Below are 20,544 nucleotides of genomic sequence, written 5' to 3'. Positions count from 1 at the left end.
TGGCTTCGCGGTGCCGCTGGTGTTCGAACAGCTGTTCCTGGTGCGGCTACCGTGACCGAAGGCCTGCTGATGCTCGGCAAGTCCTTGGTCGGCTTTGCCGCGCCATGGCCGCTGGCCTATGCGCTGGGCGCCACGCTGCTGGGCATCCTGGTCGGCTGCATGCCTGGCTTGTCGGCGACGCTGGCGATTGCGCTGCTGACGACGCTGACGATCAAGATGCCGCCGAACGACGCGATCCTGATCCTGATCTGCGCCTACGTCGGCACCATCTACGGCGGCAGCCGCACCGCCATATTGCTCAATATCCCCGGCACCGCCGCCAATGCCGCCGCCTGCCTGGACGGCCATGCGCTGGCCAAGCAGGGCCAAGCCGGCCGCGCGATGGGCATCGCCACCACCGGCTCGGTGGTCGGCTCCTTGTTCGGCGTGTTGTGCCTGGCGGTGCTGACGCCCACGCTGGGCGAGGTGGCGCTGGCCTTCGGCGCCTTCGAGTTCTTCTGGCTGGCGCTGTTCGGCGTGATGATGTCCGGCAGCATCGCTGGCAACGATCCGGTCAAGGGCTGGCTGATGGGCTTCCTGGGCCTGTTCGCCACGCTGATCGGCCAGGACGGCATCCACGCCGTCAACCGCTTCACCCTCGGCGTGAAGGACCTCGAAGGCGGCCTGTCGCTGATCCCCGCGCTGATCGGCGCCTTCGGCTTCTCCGAGATCCTGACCGTGCTGGCCGAGCCGGTGAAGCGCGTGACCATCAACACCGTCGATTCGGTGCTGCCGCGCATCCGCGACGTGCTGGTGTACTGGAAGACCATCCTGCGCTCGGGCGTGATCGGCGTCTACGTCGGCATCCTGCCCGGCGTCGGCGAGGACATGGCGGCGTGGTCGTCGTACGCCGCGGCGCGCCGCGCCAGCAAGGAGAAGGAGAAATACGGCAAGGGATCGATCGAAGGCCTGATCGCCGCCGAGACCGGCGACAACGCGTCGATTCCCGGCGGCATCATCCCGGCGCTGGCGCTGGCGATTCCCGGCTCGGCGCCCTCGGCGGTGCTGATGGCGGCGATGATCATCCACGGCGTGCAGCCCGGCCCGATGCTGATGGTGAACCAGCCGCAGTTCGTCTACGACGTGGTGGCGATGACGCTGCTGGCCACGCTGGCGATGCTGGTCTTCGGCCTGTGCCTGGTGAAGCCGCTGCTGCTGATCGTGCGCATTCCCAGCGCGGTGATCATGCCGGTGATCTTCGTGCTGTGCACCGTGGGCTCCTTTGCCATCGCGTCGCGGCTGTTCGATGTCTACCTGATGCTGGCGGTGGGCGTCATGGCCTTCTACCTGCGCCGCCACGGCTACCCGATCCCGCCCTTTGTGCTGGGCCTGGTGCTCGGCGACATCCTCGACAAGAGCCTGCGCCGCGGGCTGACCTTGTCGAACGGCGATTTCACGCCCTTCCTGACGCGGCCGATCTGCGCGGTGCTGGCCTTCATCACGATCTTCACGATGCTGATGTACGTGCCGGCCTTCAACCGCCGCGTGCATGGCGGCTGGTCACGCGCGAAGGCGTTGTTCGGGCCCAAGAGAGTGCTGCCATGAAGCTGGCGCTGTGCAACGAAGTGCTGCGCCAGCTGCCCTTCGAGCAGCAATGCCGGGCCGCTGCAGCGCTGGGTTATGCCGGGCTGGAGCTGGCGCCGTTCACGCTGGCCGCCGACCCGACGACGCTGGACGCACGGCAGGCGCGGGATCTGGCGGCGGTGGCCGCCGACCACGGGCTCGCCATCTCCAGCCTGCATTGGTTGTTGGTGCAGCCGGAGGGGCTGTCGCTGTCGACGCCGGATGCTGCGCTGCACGCCCGCACGGTGGATTTCCTCAAGCACCTGATCGACTTCGCCGCCGCCAGCGGCGCCGCGGTGCTGGTGCATGGTTCGCCGAAGCAGCGCTCGCCCGGACCGGGCCAGACGGTGGACGACGCGTTCGAGCGCGTCATCGCCGGCTGGCAGGCGCTGGCGCCGCATGCGCAGGCGGCCGGCGTCGTCTACTGCATCGAGCCGCTGGCGCCGTTCGAGACGCCGGTGATGAACACGCTGGCGCAGGCCGCGGCGGTGGTCGAGCGCATCGGCTCGCCGGCCTTGCGCACGATGCTGGACCTGAGCGCGGCCACGCTCGCCGAGAACGAGCCGCCGGCGACGCTGCTGCGCCGCCATCTGGCGGCCGGCCACGTCGCTCATGTGCAGCTCAACGACGCCAACCGCCGCGGCCCCGGCCAGGGCAGCACGCCGGTGCTGCCGGTGCTGCGGGTGCTGAAGTCGCTGGACTACCGCGGCTGGCTGGCGATCGAGCCCTTCGACTACCACCCGGATGCGATGGGTTGCGCGGCCTTCAGTGCCGGCCATGTCGCCGGGCTGTTGCAGGCGCTGGCCGAGGAGCAGCGATGACGGCCGTAACGCTGCGGCTGCGCGAGGTGGCGCTGTTCGAGCGGCCGGTGACGCTGAGGCTGCCGTTCCGCTTCGGCGCGGCCACGGTCACGCGCTGCCCGCAGGCCTTCGTGCGGGTCGAGGCCGAGGTCGGCGGCCGGCGCCTGACCGGCGCCACCGCCGAATTGATGGTGCCGAAGTGGTTCGACAAGTCGCCGGCGCTGACGCATGAGCAGAACTTCGAACAGCTGCGCATCGCGCTGCGCCTGGCGCGCGAAGCGTATCTGTCGGACTCGCAGGCAGCCACGCCGCATGCGCTGTCGCTGCAGTCGGGTGAGCAGGCCATCGCCCAGGGCGTGGCGCTCGGTCTGCCGCGCCTGGCGGCACAGTTCGGCGCCGCCTTGCTCGACAAGGCAGTGGCCGATGCGGCGCTGCGCGCCGTCGGCACCGGCTGGGTCGACGGCGTCAGCGCCGGCGTGCTGGGCGATCCGTTCTCGCCGCGGCTGACACTGCGGCAGGCCCTGTCCGTGAACCTGCGCCACACCGTCGGCCTGGCCGACCGGCTGACCGACAGCGACGAAGGCCCCGACCCACAGGATGGCCTGCCCGCTTCGCTCGAAGCAGCCATCACGCGCCACGGCCTGCGCTACTTCAAGCTCAAGCTGTGCGGCCGCCTCGACGAGGACCTGCGGCGCCTCGGCCGCATCGCCCAGGTGCTGGACCGCGACGCGGCTGCCGACTGGCAGGTCACGCTCGACGGCAACGAGACTTTCGACAGCGCGCACGCACTGGGCAGGTTCTGGCAGGCGCTGGCGCAACAGCCCGGCCTGCAGCGCTTGCTGCAGCGCACGCTGCTGCTGGAGCAGCCCTTGCCGCGCAAACTGGCATTGGCCGAATCGATCGCTGGACTGGCCATCGCGCCGCCGGTGATCCTGGACGAATCGGACGACCAGGACGATGTGCTCGAACGCGGCCTGGCACTGGGTTACCGCGGCATCTCCAGCAAGGCCTGCAAGGGCATCTACCGCTCGCTGCGCAACGCGCTGTGCGCGGCCCTTGTGCCGCCGCAGCAGCGGCCGGTGCTGCTCTCCGGCGAGGACCTCACCTGCCAGGCCGGCCTGGCCGTGCAGCAGGACACGCTGCTGGCCGCCAGCCTGGGCATCACGCACATCGAGCGCAACGGCCACCATTACGTCGATGGTTTCGGCATCGCGCCCGCCGCCGAGGCCCACGCCTTCGCGGCCGCTCATGCCGGCTTCTACGAGACCGGCAGCGATGGCCGCCCGCACCTGGCCGTTCACGACGGCCGCCTGGATCTGTCATCGCTGCACGGCATCGGCTTCGCCAGCGGCGCGATGCCGCTGTGGTCCAGCCTCACCGCCATCCCCTGAAGGAAACCCGACCATGGCCACACGATCCCTGGGCCTCATCATGCACGGCGTGAGCGGCCGCATGGGGCTGAACCAGCACCTGATCCGCTCGATCGTCGCGATCCGCCGGCAAGGCGGCGTGACGCTGGCCAACGGCGACACCGTCATGCCGGACCCGATCCTGATCGGCCGCAACGCCGAGAAGATCGAGGCGCTGGCACGGGCCCACGGCATCCCCCGCTTCGGCACCAACCTCGACGCCGCGCTGGCCGAGCGCAAGGACACAGTGTTCTTCGATGCCGGCACCACGCAGATGCGGCCGACGCTGCTGGCCCAGGCGCTGCGCGCCGGCAAGCATGTCTACTGCGAGAAGCCGATCGCCACCAACCTGAACGAGGCGGTGGAGGTCTGCAAGCTGGCGCAGGCCTCGGGCCTGAAGCACGGCGCGGTGCAAGACAAACTCTTCCTGCCCGGCCTGCGCAAGCTGGACATGCTGCGGCGTTCCGGCTTCTTCGGCCGCATGCTCAGCGTGCGCATCGAGTTCGGCTACTGGGTCTTCGAAGGCGACCTGCAACCGATCCAGCGGCCGAGCTGGAACTACCGCGCCGAAGATGGCGGCGGCATCATCCTGGACATGCTGTGCCACTGGCGCTATGTGCTGGACAACCTGTTCGGCGAGGTGCAGTCAGTCTCCTGCCTCGGTGCCACGCACATCCCACAGCGCTGGGACGAAGCCGGTCAGCCCTATGCCGCCACCGCTGACGATGCCTGTTATGCCACCTTCCAGCTGAAGGGCCACAACGGCGAGCCGGTGGTGGCCCAGGTCAACAGCTCCTGGGCCACGCGCGTGCGCCGCGACGACCTGGTCACCTTCCATGTCGACGGCACGCACGGCTCGGCTGTCGCCGGTCTGACGGACTGCCGCGCGCAATCCCGCGTCACCACGCCACGGCCGGTGTGGAACCCGGACGAGCGGCAGACCATGCCCTTCTTCGCGCAATGGCAGGAGGTGCCGGACAGCCAGCCCTACGACAACGGCTTCAAGCTGCAGTGGGAAGCCTTCATCCGCCACGTCGTCGACGATGCGCCGTACCGCTGGACACTGGGCGAAGGCGCCAAGGGCGTGCAGCTGGTCGAAGCGGCCTTGCAGAGCTGGCAGGAACGGCGCTGGGTCGACGTGCCGGCGCTGGACTGGTGAGATGCCGACGGGCCGGACGATCACTCAGCCGGCGACCAGCCCGCTCACGCGGCCGCCGGCACCACTGCATCGCGCCGCGCGCGGCGCACGTTGAACGCGCTGGCGATCAGCACCAGTTGCAGCGCCGCCAGGCCGATCAGCACGCCCTGGTATTGGTGGCTGTCCATCAGCCGGCCGAAGACCAGCGGCGTCAGCGCCTGGCCGATGTCCAGGCCGGAGTACACGACACCGTAGACCCGGCCGGTGGCGCCGTCCGGCGTTGCGCGCTTGACCAGCAGGTCGCGCGACGGCCCGGCGATGCCCGAGGCCACACCCATCACGCCGAACAGCACCGGCACCACCAGCGCCGGTAACGACAGCAGCGCCAGCGACAAGGCCACCAGCGCGGCCACGCCGAAACCCGCGCCGATGATGCGTTCGCAGCGCACCGGGTCGGTGGCCAGGAAGCCGCCGGCCAGCATGCCGAGCGCGCCGCACACCATGTAGACCGACAGGCAGGCCGCCAGCAGCGCCACCGGCACCGCATGCAGCTGGCGCGCCGCTTCCGGCGCATGCGTTTGCACCACGCTCAGCACGCCGGCATAGATCAGGAAGAAGCCGAAGCACATCCACACCGCCGGCAGGCGCAGGAAGTCGAACGTGCCCTCGGCGGACTGACCCGGGCTCTTCGCCGGCGCGGCCACCACCAAGGACAGCCGGCTCCGCTGCCACCACAGCACGGCCAGCACCGCAAAGGCCACGACCGAGGCACACAGCAGCGCCGTGCGCCAGCCGTAAGCCACGGCGATCGGCACGATCAGCGCCGGTGCAGCGGCCCAGCCCAGGCTGCCGGTGATGCCGTGCACGCTGTAGGCATGGCCCAGTCGTGTCTTGTGCACCTTGGCATTCAGCAGCGTGTAGTCCACCGGATGAAACACGCCATTGCCGATGCCGGCCACCACCGCCCACAGCGCCAGCACTGCATAACTCGGCGCGGTGGCGTAGCCGATCGCCGCGCTGCCGATCAGTGCCAGCCCGCCCATCAGCACCGGGCGCGGCCCGAAGCGGTCGACGATGAAGCCCGACAGCGTCTGCACCGCGCACGAGACGACGAAGAAGATCGTCAGCAACAGGCCCAGCTGCGTGTAGTTGACGCCGAAGTCCTGCTTCAGCCACGGAAACAGCGGCGGCAGCAGCAGCTGGCTGAAGTGGCTGACGCCATGCGCCAGCCCGACCAGGCCGATCACACCGGCGTCCTGCTTCAGGCTGTGCGCGCCGGGGGCGGCGGAAAGGGTGGCGGCTGGAGAACTCATGGTGCGGACCGTCGCAAGGCGATGCGCCGATGGTAGTCAGCCCGGCGGCGTCCGGATTACGATAGCCGGACAACTTCTGTCGAATTCATGCCAAGCCCAGCTCCCGGCCCGGCCCGGCGTTCACGCGCCACCGTCACGCCGCTGTCGCCCCGCCTGCACCAGCCCACCGCGCAGCGTCCGCTGCGCATGCGGCGGCTCAAGCTCGCCACCGACAGCGAGGTGCTGCCCCACAGCCACCCCTGGGCGCAGCTGACCTTCTCGGCCGCCGGCGCGGTGCGGCTGACCGCCGCGCATGGCACCTACCTGGTGCCGCCCTCGCGCGCGCTGTGGATCCCACCGGGCGTCGAGCATGCGGTGACGGTGATCGAAGACGCCGAGCTGCTGACGCTGTACCTGCACCAGCCGCGCGGCCGCTGCGGCCCGGGCGTGCCGGCGGCGCTGCAGGCCCCCTGGCGCGAATGCCGGGTGCTGGAAGTCTCCGACCTGATGCGTGCGTTGGTGGCGCAGATGGACGGCGCACCGGACGATCCCCGCCAGGCGCCGGCCGCTGATCTGCTGCAGCGGGAAGCGCTGCTGGCCGCGCTGATCCTCGACGAGGTGCGCCGCGCCCCGCCGGTGCGGCTGGGCGTGGCGCTGCCGCAGGACAAGCGCCTGCGGGCCCTGTGCGAAGCGGTGCTCGACGAACCCGCGCGCCACCGCACGCTGGACGACTGGGCGCGCGACAGCGGCGCCAGCCCGCGCACGATCGCGCGGCTGTTCCGCGAGCAGCTCGGCGTGAGCTTCGGCCAATGGCGTCAGCAAGTGTTTCTGACGCGTGCGCTGGCCCTGGCCGCGCGCGGCACGCCGATGGCGCGCATCGCCGGCGAACTGGGTTATGCCAGTGCCAGCGCCTTCACGGCCATGGTGCGCCGAACCGTGGGCCAGCCGCCCCGCCGTTTCTTCGCAGCGGCGGTGTGATCCGCTGGGTCGGCGTCCTACATTGAGAAACGTCACCGTGATGGCCGAGGCCTAGAGTGCGGACAGGCTGTCCGGAGATCTCGATGCTGCGCACCTTGTTTGGAGAACTGGGCCTGCGGCGCATGCCCGCGCCGCATGACCTGGACGAAACCGCTCACGTGCCGCTGGATGCCGAGGGTCATACCCTGCCCGTGGCCGAAGCGGCCCGGCGGCAAACCGGCCAGGGCACCGCCACCGATGTGGTCGTCGATGCCTCGCCGGCCGCCGCGATGCGCGCGCACTTCGCGGCCACCCGTGCCGACCTGGACCGCGCCGGCGCGATGATCACCTTGCTCGATCCGTCGCGGCTGTGGGCCTCGCAGGTGATCCATGCGCTGTCCGACGCCGCGAACCAGCAGGTCGAACGGCTGGCGCTGCGCGAGCGCGGCACGCTGCGCACGCTGGCGGTGATCGAGCGCACGCTGGTGCCCCGCCGCGGCACGCCACCGCTGAAGGTCTACCACGCCGACATCCGGGCCACCGGGCTGGAGCAGGAAGAGATCGCCAACGCGCTGGCCGAAGGCAGCCACATGGCGGCGGTGATCATCGGCGCGATGCAACCGCATGCGGTGGTGGCCTTGCTGCGCTCGCTGTTGGCCGCCACGCGCCAGCCCGAATGGCGCTGCCCCTGGCTGGTGTTCATCCTGCCGCCGGGCGCCGCCACATTGCGCCAGCGCATCCTGGATCAGGATTGGCCACCGCATGTGCGCACTGCTGCGATGTCCGAATCGCTGGCCGGTGCCTCCAGTGTCTGGAATACCGTGCTCACCGCCTGGGAAGCCGCCTGCGCCGCCGATGGCAATGCCGAAGGCCAGCCGGCCGCTGCCGACGGCGCGCCGGCGCTGCAGGCCGCGGGTGTTGCCCGCGCACTGAGCCTGGTGGCCCGCACCGAGGGCTTGCTGGCCTGCGGCCTGGTGAACCTGGCCTGCGGCGACCTGCTGGTCACCGATGCCCGTGACGACAGCGGCGGCAGCCTGGCCACGCATGCCGCCGCGATGTGCGCCGCGCGTCAAGCGCATTTGTCTGCTTCCGGCGCAGCAGCCCTGGCGCCGGACGAATTGCTGGTCACCGCCGGCACCCACCAGGTGCTGCTGCGCACCGTGGCGCGGGCCGGGGAACTGGGCTTGGTGGCGCTGCTGGATCGGAGCCAGGCCAACCTGGCTTTGCTGAGGTTCAGAATGCTGGAAGCGGAAAAACACCTCAACTAGCCCGCAGCAGAACCGACCACGGGCATCGGAAGCCGTTCAGAATGGCTTCCGACAACCCCGCTGCGAGGTCTGCTCATGGACTTTTCGTCCGTCCACAACATCCACGAATCCGCCGTCTTCGAAGCCGTGACGCTGGCTGCGCCGCGCTTTCCCGGCATCTCGGGCAATAGCGACCTGCTGGCCGATGTGGCCTGCGTGGCCCTGAACCGCGTCTCCGCGCGTTATATCCGGCACGACGTGGACCTGGCCTTCTTTCTGACCGAGCGGGAACGCGCGGAAAACGAACGTGCTATCACCGAATCGGTGGAGTACGCTTTCTCCTTTGTGCAGGCGCGCCACGCGATGGCCGCCCGCCGGTGAGGCCAGCATGAGCAACCCCGTCGCACGCCGTACCGCCCCAGGTGAAGATGAGTCCTGGGCCCGCACCCGTGCGATGACGGCGATGCCGACGCAGCTGATGAACGACGAGGAAGCCTACCTCGCCACCACCAGCAAGGCCATCGGCCGGCGCATCGACGACGAACAGCATGAACTCTTCGTCGTTTGCGACCCCGCCGAGGCGATGCTGCAGCAGTTCGAGCACCACTTGCCGGACTTCATCACGCTGCATGACCTGGGGCTGGACAACTCCACGCGGCTGCTGCGCGGCGTGGCTCGTGCCACACAGCGCAAGGTGCAGAAGCTGGTGGTGCGGCGCCAGGGCTTCGGCGTGCCGCTGGCCACGCTGCTGTTCGTCGAACTGCCCGGGCCGGAAGCTTCGGCGCAGGTGCGCATCTACAGCACGCAGATCGAGGTCAGCGATGAATCGCAGCGCACCGAACTGGCCAAGGTGCTGCTGGGCCACAGCCGGCTGGGCGTGATCCTCGTCGGCCCCGGCGCCGCGACACAGAACGCCGCCCGCCTGCAGCCCTTGAGCGATGCGATGTACGACGCCAACTGGCGCAACCGCCAGTTGCTGTGGCTGCCGATCGGCGCGGATGCCGCCAGCGCGCCGCCGAGCTCGCTGGGCGCTCGCCGCAGCGTGGTGCAGGTGCACAGCGCGCCGCCGACGGCCGACCTGGCGCATGCCTGGCCGCTGATCAGCAGCCTGTGGGACCAGCTGCGCGCCGGCGGCCCGGTGGACGCCAACATCGTGCTGCGCGCCCCCAGCAGTGCCGAACCGGCGGCCAAGCCGCCCGCGCCCGCAACCCGTCAACCCTACACCCCGTCTCCCGTGCCGTCGCCGCGGCCGATGCCCGAGCCGCTGCCCTTGCGACCGATGCCGGCCACGCTGCCGGCCAAGCTGAGCGACGAAACCACCGACACCGGCCTGTGGCGCGACTACATCCGCGAGTGCGCCGCGATCCCCGGCATGGTCAGTTGTTGTGTGTTCGAAGTGGCCACGCAACGCCCGCTGGCGCATGCCGGCACCCGGCCCGGTGCCGCGGCGCTGGCTTCACGCGGTGCCGCGCTGTTCGAAACGCTGTGCAGCACCGGCCGCGCGCTGGGCCTGGACCCGGGCCAGCCGGACCTGGCGCTGACGCTGGCCGAACACCACCTGATCCTGCACCCGCTGGCGCAGTACCCCGGCCTGCTGCTGCATGCGGTGCTCGATGCCCATGTCGCCAACCTCACACTGGTGCGCATGAAGCTGCACCGCCTGGATCCCGGCGAGCACGGCCCACCCCACGGCTGAAGCGGCCAGCCGGCCTCGGCTACGATGGCGCCCCGTGTGACAGCCCGCTGAGGGCCTGGGGCGCCGACCGTGAACGTCCAACTCTTCGACTACACCCGCCAGCAAGCCAGCGGCGCCAGTTGCGTCGCGCAGGCCTGGGCCCGCCAGCCGGCGCCGCTGGCCGCCAACGAGCGCCAGACCCTGATGCAGCAGCTCACCGAACGCCTGCGCTCTGGCGAAGCGGTGCTGGTGGCCCACTACTACACCGACGGCGACCTGCAAGACCTGGCCCTGGCCAGCGGCGGCTGCGTGGCCGATTCGCTGGAGATGGCCCGCTTCGGCCGCGACCACCCGGCACAGACGCTGCTGGTGGCCGGCGTGCGCTTCATGGGCGAGACGGCCAAGATCCTGTCGCCGCACAAGCGCGTGCTGATGCCCGACCTGGACGCCACCTGTTCGCTGGACCTGGGCTGCCCGGCCGATGAATTTGCACGTTACTGCGACGAGCATCCGGACCGCCAGGTCGTCGTCTACGCCAACACCAGCGCCGCGGTGAAGGCCCGCGCCGACTGGATGGTGACCAGCAGCTGCGCCTTGCCCATCGTCGCGCACCTGAAGGCGCAGGGCCACAAGATCCTCTGGGCGCCGGACCGCCACCTCGGCCGCTACATCGCCGAGCAGACCGGTGCCGACATGCTGCTGTGGGACGCCGCCTGCATCGTGCACGACGAGTTCAAGGGCCTGGAGCTGGAGCTGCTGCGCCGCGAACACCCCGCTGCCCAGGTGCTGGTGCATCCGGAGTCGCCGGCCAGCGTGGTGGCCCAGGCCGACGTGGTGGGCTCGACCTCGGCGCTGCTGAACGCGGTGGTCCAGGGCACGGCCACGGAATACATCGTCGCCACCGACAACGGCCTGCTGCACCGCATGCGCCAGCTTGCACCGGGCAAGACCCTGATCGAAGCGCCCACCGCTGGCACCGGCGCCACCTGCAAGAGCTGCGCGCACTGCCCGTGGATGGCGATGAACAGCCTGCAAGGTGTGCGCGATGCACTGGACTTCGGCCGCGGTGAAGTGCTGCTCGACGAAACGGTGCGTGCCCAGGCGCTGGGCTGCATCGAACGCATGCTGGACTTCACCGCCGCGCAGGCCGGCCGCCCGGCGCCCAGCGGCCTGGTGCCGAACATCGGGGCGGCCTGAATCGGGGCGGAATGACGATGTTCGAGCACAACGAAACCCTGGAACAGGCCCGCGCCCGCAACATTGCCGATGCGCTGCGTGAAGACATCGGCACCGGCGACTGGACCGCACAGCTGATCGATCCGACGCGGCGCCTCCAGGCCCGCGTGATCACCCGCGACGATGCCGTGCTGTGCGGCCGCGACTGGTTCGAAGGCTGCGTGCGGGCGCTGGATGCTGACGCGCGAATGACGTGGCAACAGACCGAAGGCGCCGACATGGCCGCCGGCAGCAGCGTCGTCGAAATTGATGCCCTGGCGCGGGCACTGCTGTCAGCCGAACGCTGCGCGCTGAATTTCCTGCAGCTGCTGTCGGCCACCGCCACCCGCACCCGGGCGCATGTGCAGGCCATCGCCGGCGCTTCGCCCAACCCACGCGGCTGCGCGGTGCTCGACACCCGCAAGACCTTGCCCGGCCTGCGCCAGGCGCAGAAGTACGCCGTGCGCATCGGCGGCGGCCGGAACCAGCGCCTGGCGCTGTGGCACGGCATGCTGATCAAGGAGAACCACATCGCCGCCGCCGGTGGTGTCAGCGCGGCGATGTGTGCCGCGCTGGCGCTGAACAGCGGTGTCGAGATCCAGATCGAGGTGGAAAACCTGGATCAGCTGCAGGAAGCGCTGGCCGCCGGCGCCACCAGCGTGCTGCTGGACAACTTCACGCTGGCCGCCACGCGCGAGGCCGTGGCCCTCACCGCGGGCCGCGCGCTGCTGGAAACTTCCGGCGGCGTGGCACTGGAACAGCTGCGCGAGATTGCCGCCACCGGCGTCGACCGCATCTCGATTGGCGCACTGACCAAGGACGTGAAAGCGACCGACTACTCGATGCGCGTGCTCGCCGGCTGACGCCCCGGCAGCACGGTGGGAAAACTCACCGGCAGCGCACCGCGGTGGTCCAGGCTGAAGTGCAGGCCACGGCTTTCCGGCCGGGCCAGCGCCGAGCGCACGATGAGTTCGGCGCACACCGCCAGGTTGCGCAGCTCCAGCAAGTCAGGCGTGATGCGGAAGCTGGCGTAGTAGTCGTGGATCTCGGCCTGCAGCAGCGCGATGCGGCGCAGCGCCCGCTCCAGCCGCTTGTGGCTGCGCACGATGCCGACGTAGTTCCACATCAGCAGGCGCAGCTCGTCCCAGTTGTGGGCGATGACCACCTGCTCGTCGGCGTCCTCGACGCGGCTTTCGTCCCAGGCCGGCAGCGGCGCGGCCGCGCGCGGCGCGCTGGCCAGGATGTGCCGCGCACTGGCATGGCCGAGCACGATGCATTCCAGCAGCGAGTTGCTGGCCAGGCGATTCGCGCCATGCAGGCCGGTGTAGGCCGTCTCGCCGATGACATACAAGCCCGGCAGATCGCTGCGGCCGGCCAGGTCGGTGACCACGCCGCCACAGCTGTAGTGCGCGGCCGGCACCACCGGGATCGGTGCCTTCGCGATGTCCAGGCCCAGCGCCAGGCAGCGCGCGTGGATGGTCGGGAAGTGTTCACGCAGCTTGGCCTCGCCCAGCTGCGTGGCATCCAGCCACACATGGTCCAGGCCATGCTTCTTCATCTCGAAGTCGATCGCGCGGGCGACGATGTCGCGCGGCGCCAGTTCGGCGCGCGCGTCATGCGCCGGCATGAAGCGCGGGCCCCAGGGCTCGCCGGCTGCGGCGATCGGCAGGCGCAGAAAAGCGCCCTCGCCGCGCAGCGCCTCGGTGATCAGGAAACGCCGGTCCTGCGCGTGGTACAGGCAGGTCGGATGGAACTGGATGAACTCCATGTTCGCCACACGGCAGCCGGCGCGCCAGGCCATCGCCACGCCGTCGCCGGTGGCGGTGTCGGGGTTCGAGGTGTAGCGGTAGACGCGGCCCAGGCCGCCGCAGGCCAGCACCACGGCGGCCGCCGGCAGCGCCAGCACGCGGCGCTGCAGCACGTCCAGCGCATAAACGCCCAGGCAGGCCGGCTCTTCGCCGCCGGCATGGCGCTGCGTGATCAAGTCCACCGCCATGCAGTGTTCGCGCAACTCGATGTTCGGATGGGCCTGGGCCCGCGCCAGCAAGGCCTGGTGGATCGCCTGGCCGGTGGCATCGGCCGCATGAGCAATGCGACGCACGCCGTGGCCACCTTCACGCGTCAGGTGCAGGCCCAGCGGGCCGTGCTCATCCGGCGTTAGCACGACACCTTGCGCCAACAGCCAGCTGATGGCCTGCGCGCTGTGTTCGGAGACGAAACGTGCCGCCGTGTTGTCCACCAGGCCGGCGCCGGCTTCTTCGGTGTCGTGCACATGGGCCGCCACGCTGTCGTCGCTGCCCAGCACCCCGACGATGCCGCCTTGTGCCCAGGGCGTCGCCGCATCGGCCAGGCCGCGCTTGGCCAGCATCAGCACCGGGCGGTGTTCGGCCAGTTGCAAAGCCGCACTGAGCCCGGCCAGGCCCATGCCGACAATCACCACCGCTGCTGGGTTCGTGCTCATGCGAGCCGCGGATTCTACGGATGCGCCGCCGCTTGCCCTGCGGCGCCCCTCCCCCTATGCTGAAACGCTGGCCGGTCGCTGAACCGGCGGCCTCCCGTTGTGACGACTGCCTCCCCCCTGCACCTGACCTTCCTGGCCGCGCTGAGCCTGACGACCGCGCCCTGCCTGGCCGACACCGCCGACGACGACGAACTGGTCGCTGCCTATGGCGACAAGGCCTCGATCAGCCTGGCCACCGGCACGCGCCAAGCAATGCGTCGCGCACCGGCCGTGGCCACGGTGATCACCGCCGAAGACATCGCGGCAATGGGCGCCACCGATCTCGACCAGGTGCTCGAGACCGTGCCCGGCCTGCATGTGAATGTGGCGCCGAGCATGCGCAATGCGCTGTACGTGATGCGCGGCGTGTTCAGCCTGCAGACGCCGCAGGTGCTGGTGCTGCAGAACGGCATCCCGATCACCGTGCAGCTGACCGGCGGACGAGGCAACCTCTCCGGCGGCCCGGCGGTCGAGAACATCGCCCGCATCGAGATCATCCGCGGCCCGGGCTCGGCGCTGTTCGGCGCCGATGCGTTCTCGGGCGTCATCAACATCATCACGCGTGGCCCCGGCGACAGCCCGGGCACACGCGTCGGCGCGCGCGCCGGCTCCTTCGGCAGCGCCGGGGCTTGGCTGCAACAGGGTGGCAAGCAGGGCGGACTGGACTATGCGGCCTTCCTGAAGTTCGAGCGCAGCGCCGGCTTCGAGCGCACGATCGAATCGGATGCGCAAAGCCGCAATGACCGCGGCTTCGGCACGCATGCCAGCCTGGCGCCGGGGCCGGTGAATGCCGGCGGCGAGAGCATCGATGCCGGCCTGGACCTGAGCTGGGGCGCGTGGCGCTGGCGCACGCTGTACAAGCTGCGCGACGACCTGGGCACCTACGCCGGCCTGGGCTCGGCGCTGGACCCGATCGGGCGCGGCAGTGGCGAACGCCTCATCAGCGACCTGGGCTGGGCTTCAGCGATCGAGCCCGGGGGCTGGAGCTACGCCGCCAACCTGTCGCTGATGCATTACGCCCAGCGCTACGCGGTGCCGCCGCAGATCTTTCCGCCCGGCACGCGGCTGCCTACCGGTGTGTTCGTCGACGGCATGTTCGGCGCGCCGGAAGTGTCCGAACGCTCGCTGCGCCTGTCGGCCACCGCCACCTATGCCGGCTGGGCTGACCACAGCCTGCGTCTGGGCGTCGGGCACGACGACCTCGATCTGTACATGACGCGCGAGATCAACAACTTCAGCTACACGGCCACCGGCATCCCGGTGCCCGCCGGTGCGCTGCGGGAGTCGCCGCTGCCCTTCATCTATCCGCAGCGGCGCCATGTCGACCACGTCTTCCTGCAGGATGAGTGGCAACTGCGCCCCGACTGGACCTTGACCGCCGGGCTGCGCCACGACCGCTATTCCGATGCCGGCAGCACCACCAATCCACGTGCGGCGCTGGTCTGGGATGCCGGCGTCGACTGGACCGTCAAGCTGCTGTACGGCCAGGCCTTTCGTGCGCCGTCGTTCTCGGAGCTGTATGCCACCAACAACCCGATCGCCCGCGGCAACCCGAACCTGAAACCGGAGACCACGCGCACGCTGGAAGCCGTGCTCAACTGGGCCGCCACGCCCCGGCTGCAACTGAACCTGAACCTCTACGCCTACCGCATGCGCGACATCCTGCGCACGCTGCCGAACCCTGCCCCGACGCCCGGCACCCGCTACAGCAACACCGGTCGCCAGAACGGCCGTGGGCTCGAAACCGAAGCGGTGTGGGATGCCACGCGGCAGTTGCGGATGTCCGGCCATGTCTCGCTGGCGCAGACCGTCGATCCGGCGACCGGGCTGGACGTCGGCAACGTGCCGCGGCGTGACCTCTTCTTGCGGGCCGACTGGCGTCTGGCCTCAGGCTGGCGGATCAATGCGCTGGCCAACCATGTGGCCGGCCGCCGCCGCGCGCCCGGCGATGTGCGGCCACCAGTCGCCGACTACACCACCGTCGACCTGGCGCTCGCCAGCGACAGCAGCGCCGCAGGCTGGACCTTCAGCGCCACGCTGCGCAATGCCTTCGATGCCGATGTGCGCGAGCCCAGCCTGGCGCCCGGCCTGGTGGCGAACGACCTGCCCCAGGCCGGTCGTTCGTTCACGCTGCAGGTCGGCTACCTGTTCTGACGCGCTCAGTGCAGTTGCCGGCCGAAGCCGAACTCGCCATCCTTCACGTCGACCGGGATCACGTCCTTCGGCCCGAAGCGGCCCTGCAGGATCAACCTGGCCACCGGGTTCTCGATGCGCTGCTGGATTGCGCGCTTCAGCGGCCGCGCGCCGAACACCGGGTCGAAGCCGACCTTGGCGATCTCGGCGATCGCAGCGGGCGAGACGTCGAGCTTCATGTCCATCTTGGCGACGCGCGCTTCCAGGATGCGCAACTGGATCCTGGCGATCGCTTCGATGTTCTTGTGGTCCAGCGCATGGAAGACCACGGTCTCGTCGATGCGGTTCAGGAACTCGGGGCGGAAGTGTTGCTTGACCTCGGCCAGCACGGCGTCGCGGATCAGCTCGGAATCCTGGCCGACCATCTGCATGATCTGGTGCGAACCGAGGTTGCTGGTCATCACGATCACGGTGTTCTTGAAGTCCACGGTGCGGCCCTGGCCATCGGTGAGCCGGCCATCGTCCAACACCTGCAGCAGCACATTGAAGACATCCGGGTGGGCCTTTTCCACCTCGTCGAGCAACAGCACGCTGTAGGGCTTGCGGCGCACCGCTTCGGTCAAGGTGCCGCCCTCGTCATAACCGACATAACCGGGGGGCGCACCGATCAGCCGGCTGACCGAATGCTTTTCCATGAACTCGCTCATGTCGACACGGACCATGTGGTCCTCGCTGTCGAACAGGAAACCGGCCAGCGCCTTGCACAGCTCGGTCTTGCCGACGCCGGTGGGGCCGAGGAACAGGAAGGAGCCGAGCGGCCGGTTCGGATCAGATAACCCGGCGCGTGAGCGGCGGATCGCGTCGGCCACCGCGGCGATGGCTTCGTCCTGGCCGACCACGCGCTCATGCAGCTTGTCTTCCATCTGCAGCAGCTTGTCGCGCTCGCCTTGCATCAGCTTGCTCACCGGAATGCCGGTGGAGCGAGACACGACCTCGGCGATCTCTTCGGCGCCGACCATCGTGCGCAGCAACTGCGGCGCACCACCCGCCTTGGCCTTGCCGGTTTCCTTGGCCTGGGCTTCCTTCAGGCGCTTTTCCAGTTCCGGCAAGCGGCCGTACTGCGCTTCAGCGACCTTGTTGAAGTCGCCCTTGCGCGTCCAGTCCTCGATCTGGTGCTTGATGCGGTCGATCTCTTCCTTGACATGGGCCGAGCCTTGCGCCGCGGCCTTCTCGGCCTTCCAGATCTCTTCCAGGTCGGCGTACTCACGCTCGAGCTTGCCGATCTCTTCCTCGATCAGGCCCATGCGGCGCACCGAGGCGTCGTCCTTTTCCTTGCGCACGGCCTCGCGCTCGATCTTCAGCTGGATGATGCGGCGGTCGAGCCTGTCCATCACCTCGGGCTTGGAATCGATCTCGATCTTGATCTTGGCCGCAGCCTCGTCGATCAGGTCGATGGCCTTGTCCGGCAGGAAGCGGTCGGTGATGTAGCGATGGCTCAGCTCGGCCGCGGCAACGATGGCCGGATCGGTGATCTCGACGCCATGGTGCACCTCATACTTTTCCTGCAGGCCGCGCAGGATCGCGATGGTGGCTTCGACCGAGGGCTCGTCGACCAGCACCTTCTGAAAGCGGCGCTCCAGCGCGGCATCCTTCTCGACGTACTTGCGGTATTCGTTCAGCGTGGTGGCGCCGATGCAGTGCAGCTCGCCACGCGCCAGCGCCGGCTTGAGCATGTTGCCGGCGTCGATGGCGCCTTCGGCCTTGCCGGCGCCGACCATGGTGTGCAACTCGTCGATGAACAGGATGATGCGGCCTTCATCGGCGGCGACTTCCTTCAGCACAGCCTTCAGGCGCTCTTCGAATTCGCCCCGGTACTTGGCCCCGGCCAGCAGGCCGGCCATGTCCAGCACCAGCACACGCTTGTCCTTCAAGGTGTCCGGCACCTCGCCGGCAATGATGCGTTGCGCGAGCCCTTCGACGATGGCGGTCTTGCCGACACCGGGCTCGCCGATCAGCACGGGATTGTTCTTGCTGCGCCGCTGCAGCACCTGGATGGCGCGGCGGATCTCGTCGTCGCGGCCGATCACCGGGTCCAGCTTGCCCTGGCGGGCGCGCTCGGTGAGGTCCAGCGTGTATTTCTTCAGCGCCTCGCGCTGGCCTTCGGAATCGGCCGAATCCACCGTCTGGCCGCCGCGCACCGCGGTGATCGCGGCTTCCAGCGACTTGCGCGTCAAGCCATGGCCGCGCACGATGCCGCCGATGTCGTTCTTGGCGTCGGCCAGCGCCAGCAGGAACATCTCGCTGGCAACGAACTGGTCGCCGCGCTTGCCGGCCTCCTTGTCGGCCGCCTGCAGCAATTGCACCAGGTCACGCCCCGGCTGCACCGGACCACCGCCCTGCACGCCGGGCAGGCCATTCATCGCGGTGTCCATCGCGGTCCTCAGCGCCGCGGTGTTGGCGCCGGCGCGGTCCAGCAGCGCCTTCGGGCCATCGGCCTGCACCAGCATCGCGGCCAGCACGTGAGAGGGTTCGATGTAGGGGTTGTCGCGGGCCACCGCCAGGCTCTGGGCGTCGGCCAGGGCTTGTTGGAACGCGGTCGTCAGTTTGTCAGCACGCATGGGAATCCTCCGAACTCTCGCGCAAGTGAGGCAGCGGCACGCCATTTCAAGCCCGGTCCAGTGGCTGGGTGCTTGCGCTGCATCAAGGTGCAGCCCCGGCAAGCGGCACGCCGGCCCAGGCTCCCGAAGCCCCCATGTTCGATGATGCGCGCGGCGCCGACCGCCCGACATACTGCCGGCCAATCGATGAACAGAGGTGCGGCGATGGCAGCGACGAGCACAGCGCGTATGCAACAACGATCCGCTGGGCGTGCCCGCTTCAAGCTGCGCCGCGCCCTGGCACTGGGCCTGGCCTGGCTGTGCAGCAGCGCATTCGCCGCGACACCGCTGGTGCCGGATGCTGCCGCGGTGATGGACTGGGCCGAATTCGCCTATGCCGGCTTGTTTCCGGGCCTGCAGCGCAACCAGGCCGCACAGTACCTCTACCGCCACTATCCGGACACCGGCAATTTCATCGGCATCGCCGGCACCGGTGTCTGGGTGCTCGGACCAGCGGCCGGAAGTTCCAGCACACCCGCCTACGTCGGCGAACTGGGCCAGTTCGCCTGCCTCGTCTACCCGGCCAGCTGCAGCTCGGAGAGCAGCTTTCCGGACCGGGCCATCACGCTGGTGGTGCCCTATGCGGCCGGCGGCCCCACCGACAAGCTGGCGCGCGACCTGGCCGACGCCATGGGCCGCACCCTCGGCCGCAGCGTCGTGGTCGCCAACGTCACCGGCAAGGACGGCACCACCGGCGCGGCCTCGGTGGCCGCGGCCGCGCCGGATGGCTACACGCTGCTGCTGCACAACGCGGCGTTTGCCGGGACCGCGACGCTGTATCGCACACTGCCGTACCAGCCGATGCAGGCCTTCGACTTCGTCGGCCTGATCAACGAAATGCCCTTCGTACTGATCGGCCGCACGGGGCTGCCGGCCCAGGACTTCGCGGCCCTGCGGGTCTGGCTGCAGACCAACCCCGGGCTGGCGACGGTGGCTTACGGCGGCCTCGGCAGTCCGTCCTACCTGTGCTCGACCATGCTGCGCCAGGCCTTGGGCGTGAGCTTCCAGGACATTGGCTACACCGGCACGGCACCGGCGCTGGTCGACCTGCTGGGAGGCCAGGTCGACCTGATGTGTGCCGACAGCGTCTCGCTCGCCACCTATGTCGACGCGGGCGGCATCAAGGCCTACGGCGTGAGCAGCGCGCAGCGCTCGGCCCTGCCCTCATTGGCCGGCCTGCACACGCTGGACGAGTCGGGGCTGGCCGGCTTCGCCCTCACGGCGTGGGCCGGCCTGCACGCCCCGAAGGGCACGCCCGCGGTGGTGCTGGAACGCCTGAACGTGGCGCTGCGCGCGGCCGTGCGCGACCCGGTCTTCCTGAGCCGCCAGCTGAGCACCGGCGCGATGAGCATTCCGGACCATCGCGCCAGCGCCCTGGGTCACCAGCTGTGGACGGCGCAGCAGATCGAAACGCTGGGGTCCGCGCTGCGCGCCGCAGGCCGCTACGCGGACTGACAGCGCTCAGCCCGCAGGCATCGCCGCCGGCGCCTCCCCCAGGTGCCGCATGCGCGAGCCTGCCAGCGCGGCGAGCACGATGGCCACCAGCAGCGCACCGGCGCCGATGAACATCGCCGTCAACGGCAGCACGCGCAGCAGGCCGCCGGTGGCTGCCGCCGACAAGGGCGCCAGGCCGACGAAGATGAACATGAACAGGCTCATCATCCGCCCCATCATCGCCGGCGCGACACGCCGCTGGATCCAGGTGAACACCAGCACCTGCATGAAACCGCCCAGCGTGCCGATGGCCAGCAGCAGGCTCGCGCCCTGCCAGGTGGCGCTGATCAGCCCCATCGGCATGAACAGCAGGCCGACGAGGGTGTCGAGGCCGAGGATCGTCAAGCCCAGCGTGCCCAGCCGCCAATGCGGACGCAGGCTGGCCACCATCAGGCCCAGCAAAGTGCCGGCACCGTGGGCACCGA

The 20,544-nt window shown here is 69.6% G+C and carries 15 protein-coding genes and 1 pseudogene; 12 read left to right on the top strand and 4 right to left on the bottom strand.

What is annotated here, in order from left to right:
• The first annotated feature begins 51 nt into the window (after positions 1-51).
• From VLK61_RS30280 to VLK61_RS30265, 4 genes are read left to right on the top strand one after another with little or no spacing between them, the layout of a single operon-like run.
• On the top strand, positions 52-1,584 hold the full coding sequence (locus tag VLK61_RS30280) for a tripartite tricarboxylate transporter permease (RefSeq protein ID WP_325427117.1): 1,533 nt from the start codon (positions 52-54) through the stop codon (positions 1,582-1,584).
• Entirely contained in the window at positions 1,581-2,423 is an 843-nt protein-coding gene (locus VLK61_RS30275; RefSeq protein WP_325427115.1) for a sugar phosphate isomerase/epimerase family protein, read from the top strand. Before VLK61_RS30280 ends, VLK61_RS30275 begins: the two co-directional genes overlap by 4 nt.
• The gene (locus VLK61_RS30270) at positions 2,420-3,793 is read left to right on the top strand and encodes a hypothetical protein (protein WP_325427113.1); all 1,374 of its coding nucleotides are present in this window, start codon (positions 2,420-2,422) and stop codon (positions 3,791-3,793) included. The genes VLK61_RS30275 and VLK61_RS30270 overlap by 4 nt, the downstream gene beginning before the upstream one ends.
• 13 nt (positions 3,794-3,806) lie before the next feature.
• Entirely contained in the window at positions 3,807-4,970 is a 1,164-nt protein-coding gene (locus tag VLK61_RS30265) for a Gfo/Idh/MocA family protein (RefSeq protein WP_325427111.1), read from the top strand.
• Between the two features lie 44 nt (positions 4,971-5,014).
• Here the strand turns inward: VLK61_RS30265 and VLK61_RS30260 are convergent, their stop codons facing one another.
• Entirely contained in the window at positions 5,015-6,262 is a 1,248-nt protein-coding gene (locus VLK61_RS30260) for an MFS transporter (RefSeq protein WP_325427109.1), read from the bottom strand.
• 87 nt (positions 6,263-6,349) lie between these two features.
• Between VLK61_RS30260 and VLK61_RS30255 the strand changes: the two genes are divergently transcribed.
• The 6 genes from VLK61_RS30255 (at position 6,350) to nadC (ending at position 12,198) form a co-directional block, all read left to right on the top strand.
• Positions 6,350-7,219, top strand: coding sequence for an AraC family transcriptional regulator (locus tag VLK61_RS30255; protein ID WP_325427107.1), 870 nt, complete (start codon positions 6,350-6,352; stop codon positions 7,217-7,219).
• Positions 7,220-7,302: 83 nt separating this feature from the next.
• On the top strand, positions 7,303-8,466 hold the full coding sequence (locus VLK61_RS30250; protein WP_325427105.1) for a hypothetical protein: 1,164 nt from the start codon (positions 7,303-7,305) through the stop codon (positions 8,464-8,466).
• Between the two features lie 75 nt (positions 8,467-8,541).
• Entirely contained in the window at positions 8,542-8,826 is a 285-nt protein-coding gene (locus VLK61_RS30245) for a late competence development ComFB family protein (RefSeq protein WP_325427103.1), read from the top strand.
• A 7-nt stretch (positions 8,827-8,833) separates the two neighbouring features.
• Positions 8,834-10,141 (top strand): hypothetical protein, encoded by a 1,308-nt coding sequence (locus tag VLK61_RS30240; RefSeq protein WP_325427101.1) that lies wholly within the window; start codon positions 8,834-8,836, stop codon positions 10,139-10,141.
• Positions 10,142-10,210: 69 nt separating this feature from the next.
• Positions 10,211-11,317 carry a quinolinate synthase NadA gene (nadA, locus tag VLK61_RS30235; RefSeq protein WP_325427099.1) on the top strand — a complete coding sequence of 369 codons (1,107 nt, stop codon included), beginning with the start codon at positions 10,211-10,213 and terminating at the stop codon, positions 11,315-11,317.
• Between the two features lie 17 nt (positions 11,318-11,334).
• Entirely contained in the window at positions 11,335-12,198 is an 864-nt protein-coding gene (gene nadC / locus VLK61_RS30230) for a carboxylating nicotinate-nucleotide diphosphorylase (RefSeq protein WP_325427097.1), read from the top strand.
• On the opposite strand, the gene nadB is transcribed toward nadC, so the two are convergent.
• Positions 12,171-13,796: an L-aspartate oxidase gene (gene nadB / locus VLK61_RS30225; protein WP_325427095.1), complete on the bottom strand. Its 1,626-nt coding sequence runs from the start codon at positions 13,794-13,796 to the stop codon at positions 12,171-12,173. The genes nadC and nadB overlap by 28 nt on opposite strands.
• A 99-nt stretch (positions 13,797-13,895) precedes the next feature.
• Between nadB and VLK61_RS30220 the strand changes: the two genes are divergently transcribed.
• Positions 13,896-15,989 (top strand): TonB-dependent receptor plug domain-containing protein, encoded by a 2,094-nt coding sequence (locus VLK61_RS30220; RefSeq protein ID WP_325427093.1) that lies wholly within the window; start codon positions 13,896-13,898, stop codon positions 15,987-15,989.
• Positions 15,990-15,994: 5 nt separating this feature from the next.
• On the opposite strand, the gene clpB is transcribed toward VLK61_RS30220, so the two are convergent.
• Complete coding sequence (gene clpB, locus VLK61_RS30215) at positions 15,995-18,586, bottom strand: ATP-dependent chaperone ClpB (RefSeq protein WP_325427091.1); 2,592 nt, start codon at positions 18,584-18,586, stop codon at positions 15,995-15,997.
• Between the two features lie 228 nt (positions 18,587-18,814).
• Between clpB and VLK61_RS30210 the strand changes: the two genes are divergently transcribed.
• The gene (locus tag VLK61_RS30210) at positions 18,815-20,080 is read left to right on the top strand and encodes a tripartite tricarboxylate transporter substrate-binding protein (protein ID WP_325427089.1); all 1,266 of its coding nucleotides are present in this window, start codon (positions 18,815-18,817) and stop codon (positions 20,078-20,080) included.
• A gap of 6 nt (positions 20,081-20,086) precedes the next feature.
• Here VLK61_RS30210 and VLK61_RS30205 read toward each other — a convergent pair.
• Positions 20,087-20,544: pseudogene (locus VLK61_RS30205) on the bottom strand (MFS transporter); the annotation flags it as partial.

It is taken from the genome of Aquabacterium sp., from assembly GCF_035476535.1.
In the GTDB taxonomy this organism is placed as follows: Bacteria; Pseudomonadota; Gammaproteobacteria; order Burkholderiales; family Burkholderiaceae_C; genus Pseudaquabacterium.
The sequence above is the reverse complement of the archived record's forward strand: the minus strand, read 5'-3'. Positions and strand labels throughout refer to the sequence as shown.

Coding starts and splice junctions, on each gene's coding strand:
- nadC (WP_325427097.1), top strand. CDS start 11,335: ATGTTCGAGCACAACGAAACCCTGGAACAGGCCCGCGCCCGCAACATT.
- VLK61_RS30265 (WP_325427111.1), top strand. CDS start 3,807: ATGGCCACACGATCCCTGGGCCTCATCATGCACGGCGTGAGCGGCCGC.
- VLK61_RS30270 (WP_325427113.1), top strand. CDS start 2,420: ATGACGGCCGTAACGCTGCGGCTGCGCGAGGTGGCGCTGTTCGAGCGG.
- VLK61_RS30245 (WP_325427103.1), top strand. CDS start 8,542: ATGGACTTTTCGTCCGTCCACAACATCCACGAATCCGCCGTCTTCGAA.
- VLK61_RS30210 (WP_325427089.1), top strand. CDS start 18,815: ATGCAACAACGATCCGCTGGGCGTGCCCGCTTCAAGCTGCGCCGCGCC.
- VLK61_RS30255 (WP_325427107.1), top strand. CDS start 6,350: ATGCCAAGCCCAGCTCCCGGCCCGGCCCGGCGTTCACGCGCCACCGTC.
- VLK61_RS30275 (WP_325427115.1), top strand. CDS start 1,581: ATGAAGCTGGCGCTGTGCAACGAAGTGCTGCGCCAGCTGCCCTTCGAG.
- VLK61_RS30240 (WP_325427101.1), top strand. CDS start 8,834: ATGAGCAACCCCGTCGCACGCCGTACCGCCCCAGGTGAAGATGAGTCC.
- nadB (WP_325427095.1), bottom strand. CDS start 13,796: ATGAGCACGAACCCAGCAGCGGTGGTGATTGTCGGCATGGGCCTGGCC.
- VLK61_RS30260 (WP_325427109.1), bottom strand. CDS start 6,262: ATGAGTTCTCCAGCCGCCACCCTTTCCGCCGCCCCCGGCGCGCACAGC.
- VLK61_RS30250 (WP_325427105.1), top strand. CDS start 7,303: ATGCTGCGCACCTTGTTTGGAGAACTGGGCCTGCGGCGCATGCCCGCG.
- clpB (WP_325427091.1), bottom strand. CDS start 18,586: ATGCGTGCTGACAAACTGACGACCGCGTTCCAACAAGCCCTGGCCGAC.